Raw genomic sequence first — 7,266 nt, 5'->3', positions numbered from 1 at the left:
TATTCTCCTTCAATTGTTCCTTAGACCACCATCCTGCGGTCATATATCCCTTTGCGTTCCCCCTGAAATCGGTCTGAGGCCGGGACCGGTTCGCATCGTAATGAAATTCTACCTTGTCATACCCTTCCACCGCCTGCTTTTCCTGCCCGGGGCTTGCTGTGCACATACCGAATACGGCAAATGCCAGAATGCTTAGTTTTTTAATCATATTATTTTTAGGTTCATTTGTGGTTACTTTTCAAATCAGCGGCCTTCAGTTCGTTCAGCAGGGGCTCAGCCTGCTGCAGTCTCAGGATGTTCAGGTAAAAAATGTCATATACCCTTTCCAGGAAATTAGGACTGGAACTCGAGCCAGAGATGTGCGGGGTTATGATCACATTGGGCATCTTCCACAGCGGATGATCGGCAGGCATGGGATAATAATAATGCGTATCCAAAGCTGCTCCGGCAATCCATCCTTCATTTAATGCTTTCAGCAGTGCCTGTTCCTGTACCAGCGGACCGCGCGCAGGGTTCAGTAAAAAGGCTTCCTTTTTCATCATGCGAAGCTCCGTTTCACTCACAATACCCTCGCTGCTTCCGGTTTGCGGCATGGCCAGGACCAGAAAGTCCAATCCCTTCAAAAACGCTTCTTTTTCATCTGATAAAAAGACCCGGTCCGGCAGTACACCTTCCGGATCGCCTGTGCCTTCCACATTATAAATGTCTTTTCTTGGTTTTACACCGCTCCGGCTCAATACGTGCACGGTCATACCCATGGCTTTGGCCAGCCTTGCGGTTTCGCGGCCGATGCCTCCATATCCCCAGATCCCAACTACCGAACCTCTGATCTCATGCTGAAAACGCTTAGAGCGGTCCCATATCCCGGAATCCTGATGATGCAGCATCCTGCGCATGTCCCTGGCCAGATTCACCATCATGGCGACATTCCATTCTGCAATCGGCACATCAAACACACCAAGAGCATTACAGCAGGCAACACCCCTGTCTTCCAGCCCCTGCCCGATCAATTGGGTAAATCCTGCCGATGCGATCTGCACATACTTAAGCGCTTTCATATCCTGGTGATTTTCGGGGGGGAAGGTGCACAGCAAGGCGTCAACTTCTTCAATCAGTTCTACTGGTAAAGGCCTCACCTTTTCTTCAGGTGCGACCGTCATTACTTCTACACCCGGCAAAGATTTGATTGCTGTCAGTATCTGTTCATATATAGGGAGATCAATTAATACTTTCATAAGATCAGGTGCTTAATATTTTGCCGGGAACACTGTTAAATTCGCCCGTGCCCCGTACAAACGGGAATTTCCGAATCGTCGCTTCGGTTAGCACTATCCCCAGGCCAGGCTTTTCAGGAGGCAAAATATAACCGTTCTGAAGCACCAGGCTGTCGCCGATCACTTCGCTATGCAGAGGCCCGTAGGCCGGTGCCACTTCCAAAATAGCGGTATTGGCGCAAGCGAAACCGGCATGTATGTTCTGCATCTGCGATGCCCCTGCACCCCAGGCATGCGGGGCAATCTTTCTTCCGCGTCCCGCTAGCATAGCAGCGACACCCATAAACTGGTCCAGCCCTGCAGTAAAAGACGCATCTGGCTGACCAATGTGAAAACTGTCCTGCGCTATAAACGTTTGCCACTCGCAGGCGGCCGTCAGGCATTCACCACCGGCAATCGGTGTGCTCGTCTGCTTACAAAGCTCGCTATACAGATCGGGACGGGTATAATGCAAGGGCTCTTCCAAAAAGAACAAATCGTAGGGTTCCATTGCCTTAGCCACGGCTATTGCCGTCTCCAGGCCCCAGGTCGATATGCTGTTGCCCATATGGGCATCCATCATCAGCCAAAGATCGTTTCCAAACCGCGCGCGGATATACTCCATTTTAGCTGCTTCAAATTCAGAAGCCTCCGCAGGTTCCGAAGGGATGTTAAACCCCTTGTCTTTATAATAGGCACCGGCACCTATCTTCACGCCCTTAAAACCCAGAGACATATAATACTCAATTTTGCCGGCCAGCTTATCCGGTGGATAGTTACTTGGACCGCCTGTGGCATAGCAAGGCAATTTATCATGCACCAGTTCATTTTTCCATCGCTCCTTAAGAAGCTTATAAACCGGCTGGTCCAGTTCTTTTCCTCTCAAATCCCATAGCGCGGCTTCTATTCCGCAGAGGACGATTGCCCCCAACCCTACCCGGCACCAAAAATTGCCGGAGTGGTACATCCTTGCCCACAAGGCGGGGATGTCTTCTACGTTATTTCCTACAAGTACAGGCTTAAAAAATTCAACGATCTCAGGCACCCCTTCGGGGAAAAAGTATCCCGCATAGGTTTCACCAATACCTACCAGCCCGCTGTCAGTCTCTATTTGTATAAAGGCCGCACTTCTTAATTTGCGTGCCTCAGATAGGTAAGGATCAAATGTGCAGGGACCGGTTAGTAAAATGGTTTTGACGTCTGTAATTTTCATCAGATAGGAAGCTTACCGGACACTAAATAAAATCCGGCGTGTATACTCAAATCTAAATCAATGACATTATCACTTCTAATACTTTCGTTTTGATTGATAGTATTTTTTTATGAATTCCATGATTTCTTAACGCGAAATTAAGAGCACCAAAAAATAAGATGCAAAATATAGAAACATACAAATAAGGAAAGTAGGTATAATGCCGTTTGTAACCTCTGCCGGTCATTGTGAGTAATTTAGTTACTCTTGTTTTTCTTCAGGTGGTGTATCCTTCTTTTCTCTTTTCAAGAATTCCCCGCAAGCTTTTGCAGTCGCGTCCATCTGCTCTTTCAATAAAGCTGCCTTTTTTTCAGCGCAGCAGACTTCGCAAGAAGCTCGCGACTGATTTGGGTTTCGTTAGGCTTTTCGTCTCTTATCTGTTCGGCCATAGTAAGGGATTTCAAGAAAGTTAAGAATTATACTATTGATAACCAAGCATGTAACTTTAAAGTTAGGTTACAGTAAAGCCAATTAGAAATGAATTTACAAAATTCAGGTAAACGCAGCCATGCAAAAAGTTATATTTGATAATATAACGTATTCGATTGAAAGTACATCAATTTGTCCCGTCAGATCTGCTCAAACCTTTTGTAAGCCGCATCCTGGTTACTGAAAGTGAAGGTGATTTAACCAGGCAGTTATTGCCCGGCACTGCACCCGTTATGGCTTTACGTGTCAAAGGGGCAATATACCTCAACAATAACGATTCAAGTCTGGGTTTTGGCATCACGGGAATGTCCAAAGTAGCCCGGCCGGTACATTATACCTCCGGCTCTGCTGTACTGCTCGTGCTTTTCAATGAAGGTGGTGCTACAGCTTTTATCAACACCCCGCTAAATGAATTTTCAGGGCTTACCGCAGACCTCGACAACGTGTTTCCCCCCGAGCAGGTGCAGTGGCTGGAAGAAAGCCTGGCGATGGTCCAAACACATACAGCCCGCGTTGCTGCAGTGGAAGCCTTCTTATGGTCACAGCTCAAAAGAAATGCTAAAGACCCGATAGTCAGTAAGGCCGTCGATATCATCAAATCTACCAGCGGCAACTATAAAATAAAAGAGCTGGCCGCGGCCCTCAACATCAATATCGATTCTTTCGAAAAGCGTTTCCGCAGCCAGGTAGGCATTTCTCCTAAAAACTTTTCGTCCATCATCAGGATCCGCTCAGTCATTAATACCTATCAGCCGCATCAAAACCTCAGCTCAGTTTCACAGGAAACGGGTTTCTTTGACCAGGCACATTTCATTAGAGATTTCAAGGCATTTACCGGAGAAAGCCCCGGCCGGTTCTTTAAAAAAGGCCTGCCGCAGTGGTAAATTCTGAAGCCCGGTAAAACTTGATTTTGTACAATTATGGATTTCCTGTGCTGCTTAATTTTGGCTTATCAAATGATCAGCACATGAAACATCTACCCTTAGTTATTGCCATTACGAGCTCCTTACTGTCACAGGCCGCTGAGAAAAAACACATTACCATATTGGGAAAGGACATTGCCTACATCGAAACCGGCACCGGTGATCCCATTGTCTTCCTCCATGGCAACCCGACGTCATCCTACGTATGGAGAAATATCATTCCATATGTATCGCATCTGGGACGCTGTATCGCTCCTGATTTAATCGGGATGGGCGATTCGGAAAAGCTTTCAGATCCTAAATCACACACTTTCGCTGAAAACAGCCGCTATCTGGATGCCTTTTATGAAAAGCTTGCGCTTAAAACCAGGATAACCTTTGTCGTGCATGACTGGGGTTCGGCCCTGGCGTTTGACTGGGCGAGGAGACACCCTGAAGCCATTAAAGGGATTGCATTTATGGAATCCATCACCTTACCAGCCAAATGGGAACAGATGTCTCCGAAGGGCAAAGAGATTTTTCAAGCTTTGCGATCTCCTGCAGGTGAGCAAATGGTTCTCGAACAAAATTCATTTCTTGAGGTCAATCTCCCGCTTACGCACATGACCCCATTGACAAGAGAGGAACACGATGAATACCGCAGGCCTTTTCTCAGACCAGGTGAAGACCGCAGGCCGATGCTCTCATGGGCACGGCAATTGCCTTTTGAGCAAGAACCAACCGCATTTACTGCTGTTGCCGAAAAATATACAGCCTGGCTAACGCAAAGCCATGTACCCAAGCTGTATATCATAGCCAAACCAGGGCTGAGCTCACCCGACGCATTGAAATTTTGCAACAGTCTGCCGAATACAACAAAAATTGTTGTAAAGGGCCTGCATTATCCGCAGGAAGACTCACCGGTTGAAGTAGGTACAGCTTTGTCGGTATGGATACAGGGAATTAGCGCAGCACTGCCTTAGCCACTGTATTTAGCCTGCCATTTTGCTTTGTGCTCAGCACGATCGTTGATAAACCGAACATCCGTTCCCTGAGCAATTGCATCAAGGGGAAAACGGAGCGGTCGGGAGCCAGCGGGCATGTTCACAAGATTCAATATGCCGTCTGCGATGGTTTGCGGGTCCATGCTGAACTCCTGCATCTTTCCGAAAAGGCCGGCACCGATGGCATTGAACATTTCGCTGGCAATGGGATCGTAGTCCAGGGCTACTTCGGCGCGATCGGCATTATTGCCCGCTTTTACTCCCGTGTTCATCTCCGTCGGATAGACACCAGGCTGGAGGGTTACATTTTCGATGTTGAATTGCCTGAGTTCATCCTGTATTGATTCGGTAATCGCCTCAACACCGAATTTGGATGCCAGGTAGGGTCCCATAAACGGCAGCGAATGTCCACTTGCTCCGGAGGTAATATTGATCACCAGACCGCTTTTTGCCCTACGCATGGAGGGTAATACTGCCTGATAGGTCCGGATGATCCCGTAGAAATTCACCTCGAAGAAGTTCTTGATTTGTTCAACCGAAAAAGCTTCAACCAGACCGAAACCAGCAATGCCCGCGTTGTTCACCAGCACGTCTATCTTACCATGTTTGGCAAGCGTCTTTTCAAAGGCACTATCTACTGAAGTCTGGTCGGTAACATCTATTTCAACGACATCTACGTTAGGAAGCGCAGATAGTTCCTTTGCAACGGCTTCGTTTTTGCCGTTTACTCCACGCATACCAGCTACAACGGTATGGCCAGCTTTAGAGAGGGTAATGGTAGTCAGTTTGCCGAATCCGGTACTTGTTCCTGTAATAAAGATTGTCTTTGTCATCGTTTTAAGTTTTAATTTTTATTGACGATGCAAAGATCACATTACAGGGGGCTTAGATCTGTTGACATTTGTTCGAAAAACAAGCAAACAAATATCAATCAACTTAGGCGCCTACTTTTTTACTGCATTCCGACGGATTCGTGTTATTGTTTCCGGCGTAATGCCGATATAGGATGCGATCATGTGCTGAGGTATGCGGTTAGCAATTGCCGAATACCTGTCCAAAAAATCCTGGTATCTATCCTCTGCGGATAAACTGATGTTGGCATGTATGCGGTTTTGTGAAACCACAAAGCTTTTCTGCAGAATGCTATTGACCAGGTTATTGAATTGAGGAATGGTGTTGCAAACCATTTCAAAATTTTCCTTTTCTATCAATAGCACTTCAGAATCTTCTATTGCATCAATATTGAACCGTGAAGGGGATCCGCTTGCAAGGCTCTCCCGATCTCCGGTCCAGTAATTCTCAGGGGAAAAATTCATGATGTACTCCTTTCCGTTGCTATCTATGGAAAAGGTTTTCAAAAATCCACGGCTTACAAAAGCATTATAACGCCATACATCGCCTTCCTGTACAAGGAATTGCTTCTTGCGAAGTTTTTTAACTTTAATCACAGCTTCAATTTGCTCCAATTCCTGTGACGAAAGCTGAATTTTGTCGAGGAGATATTTTTGAAATACGCTAAACATATCTATACAATTACGTATATCAAAAGTAAAGAAAGGTCAGCAATCATTTATCAACTGGCCTGTGTTTCTATTTTGATACTTTAGTGGTACTACATCCCTGTAATCTTCTCATAATCCTTACAAGGTGGTTGCAAGGTGGTTGGATGGTCCGGTGGATTGCCCAACCTTGCCTGGACCTCCGCTTAGCGATGATTTGGGGAATAGCGGGTTATAGCAGCAGTAAGGGTTAGCTATCTTTCCTTCACCGTCACTTCACGTACCTTAATTGCTTTTCTTAACTCTCCCTCTGCCGTTTTGTATTTAAAGTCCGAAAAAACAATTAAAAAGTTGTTTGGCCCTGTCGAAAGCAGTTCCGTATATCCGCAGGAAACCGCACCCTGCCAGGTCATTTCCGAAGGCAGATCAGTTGTGAACGGCATCATTTCAAAAGCATCAGACCATTCTTTACCGTTGGTGGAAAACCGCAATTGTACACCCGGACGTCCTGAAGCCATCACAACAACCCCATTCTCCAGCTGGAGCAATTTAGGCATTACCCCGGCAGCCGTTATGGCATTCGGCTTTGTCCAGGTTTTACCCATGTCTTTGGAGTAACTGGCATACATTGGTCCGTTTCCTACGCCATCAGTTGTCCGCATCACACACAAAAATGTACCGTCCTTGAGAATTTCAAACGCTGGTTCACTAAACCCGCTTCTTTTCGCAGATTCCGGGTCTGAGGCCGGATCTCCCTGATAAGGAATTCTCCCTTGTATTTCCCAGGAGTGACCGTTGTCTGTGGAACGGTAAAAGAATACCGCGGTTTTGGGATCGGTCACACCGTCTTTGCCTATTAAAAACCCGGGATAAATACCGGCAATTAATGACCCGTCTGATGCGATACGCAGATCCCCCCACCAAACA

General features: G+C 46.6%; 8 protein-coding genes. 2 read left to right on the top strand and 6 right to left on the bottom strand.

Going from position 1 to position 7,266, the window contains the following annotated elements; genetic code table 11:
- The 3 genes from VK541_RS05545 to VK541_RS05535 all read right to left on the bottom strand — a co-directional run.
- Positions 1 to 208 (bottom strand): hypothetical protein (locus VK541_RS05545; RefSeq protein WP_324367738.1); only part of this gene is annotated, 208 nt, incomplete at its 3' end.
- A 13-nt stretch (positions 209 to 221) separates the two neighbouring features.
- The gene (locus VK541_RS05540) at positions 222 to 1,235 is read right to left on the bottom strand and encodes a D-2-hydroxyacid dehydrogenase (RefSeq protein ID WP_324367737.1); all 1,014 of its coding nucleotides are present in this window, start codon (positions 1,233 to 1,235) and stop codon (positions 222 to 224) included.
- 4 nt (positions 1,236 to 1,239) lie between these two features.
- The gene (locus VK541_RS05535) at positions 1,240 to 2,466 is read right to left on the bottom strand and encodes a mandelate racemase/muconate lactonizing enzyme family protein (protein ID WP_324367735.1); all 1,227 of its coding nucleotides are present in this window, start codon (positions 2,464 to 2,466) and stop codon (positions 1,240 to 1,242) included.
- A gap of 584 nt (positions 2,467 to 3,050) precedes the next feature.
- On the opposite strand from VK541_RS05535, the gene VK541_RS05530 reads away from it, so the two are divergent.
- Positions 3,051 to 3,818, top strand: coding sequence for a helix-turn-helix domain-containing protein (locus VK541_RS05530; protein WP_324367733.1), 768 nt, complete (start codon positions 3,051 to 3,053; stop codon positions 3,816 to 3,818).
- An 83-nt stretch (positions 3,819 to 3,901) separates the two neighbouring features.
- Positions 3,902 to 4,819 (top strand): haloalkane dehalogenase, encoded by a 918-nt coding sequence (locus VK541_RS05525; protein WP_324367732.1) that lies wholly within the window; start codon positions 3,902 to 3,904, stop codon positions 4,817 to 4,819.
- Here VK541_RS05525 and VK541_RS05520 read toward each other — a convergent pair.
- The 3 genes from VK541_RS05520 to VK541_RS05510 all read right to left on the bottom strand — a co-directional run.
- The gene (locus tag VK541_RS05520; protein WP_324367730.1) at positions 4,816 to 5,673 is read right to left on the bottom strand and encodes an SDR family oxidoreductase; all 858 of its coding nucleotides are present in this window, start codon (positions 5,671 to 5,673) and stop codon (positions 4,816 to 4,818) included. The two genes, VK541_RS05525 and VK541_RS05520, sit on opposite strands and share 4 nt — an antisense overlap.
- 111 nt (positions 5,674 to 5,784) lie before the next feature.
- The gene (locus VK541_RS05515) at positions 5,785 to 6,363 is read right to left on the bottom strand and encodes a Crp/Fnr family transcriptional regulator (RefSeq protein ID WP_324367728.1); all 579 of its coding nucleotides are present in this window, start codon (positions 6,361 to 6,363) and stop codon (positions 5,785 to 5,787) included.
- Between the two features lie 230 nt (positions 6,364 to 6,593).
- Positions 6,594 to 7,266, bottom strand: a 673-nt coding sequence (locus tag VK541_RS05510) for a sialidase family protein (protein WP_324367726.1), incomplete at its 5' end; no start/stop codon positions are given.

Origin of the sequence: Pedobacter sp., from assembly GCF_035317785.1 — a bacterium.
In the GTDB taxonomy this organism is placed as follows: domain Bacteria; phylum Bacteroidota; class Bacteroidia; order Sphingobacteriales; family Sphingobacteriaceae; genus Pedobacter.
The sequence above is the reverse complement of the archived record's forward strand: the minus strand, read 5'-3'. Positions and strand labels throughout refer to the sequence as shown.

What these genes read in the sequence shown, in the direction of transcription:
- VK541_RS05520 (WP_324367730.1), bottom strand. Translation starts at nt 5,673, where the DNA reads ATGACAAAGACAATCTTTATTACAGGAACAAGTACCGGATTCGGCAAA.
- VK541_RS05540 (WP_324367737.1), bottom strand. Translation starts at nt 1,235, where the DNA reads ATGAAAGTATTAATTGATCTCCCTATATATGAACAGATACTGACAGCA.
- VK541_RS05525 (WP_324367732.1), top strand. Translation starts at nt 3,902, where the DNA reads ATGAAACATCTACCCTTAGTTATTGCCATTACGAGCTCCTTACTGTCA.
- VK541_RS05515 (WP_324367728.1), bottom strand. Translation starts at nt 6,363, where the DNA reads ATGTTTAGCGTATTTCAAAAATATCTCCTCGACAAAATTCAGCTTTCG.
- VK541_RS05535 (WP_324367735.1), bottom strand. Translation starts at nt 2,466, where the DNA reads ATGAAAATTACAGACGTCAAAACCATTTTACTAACCGGTCCCTGCACA.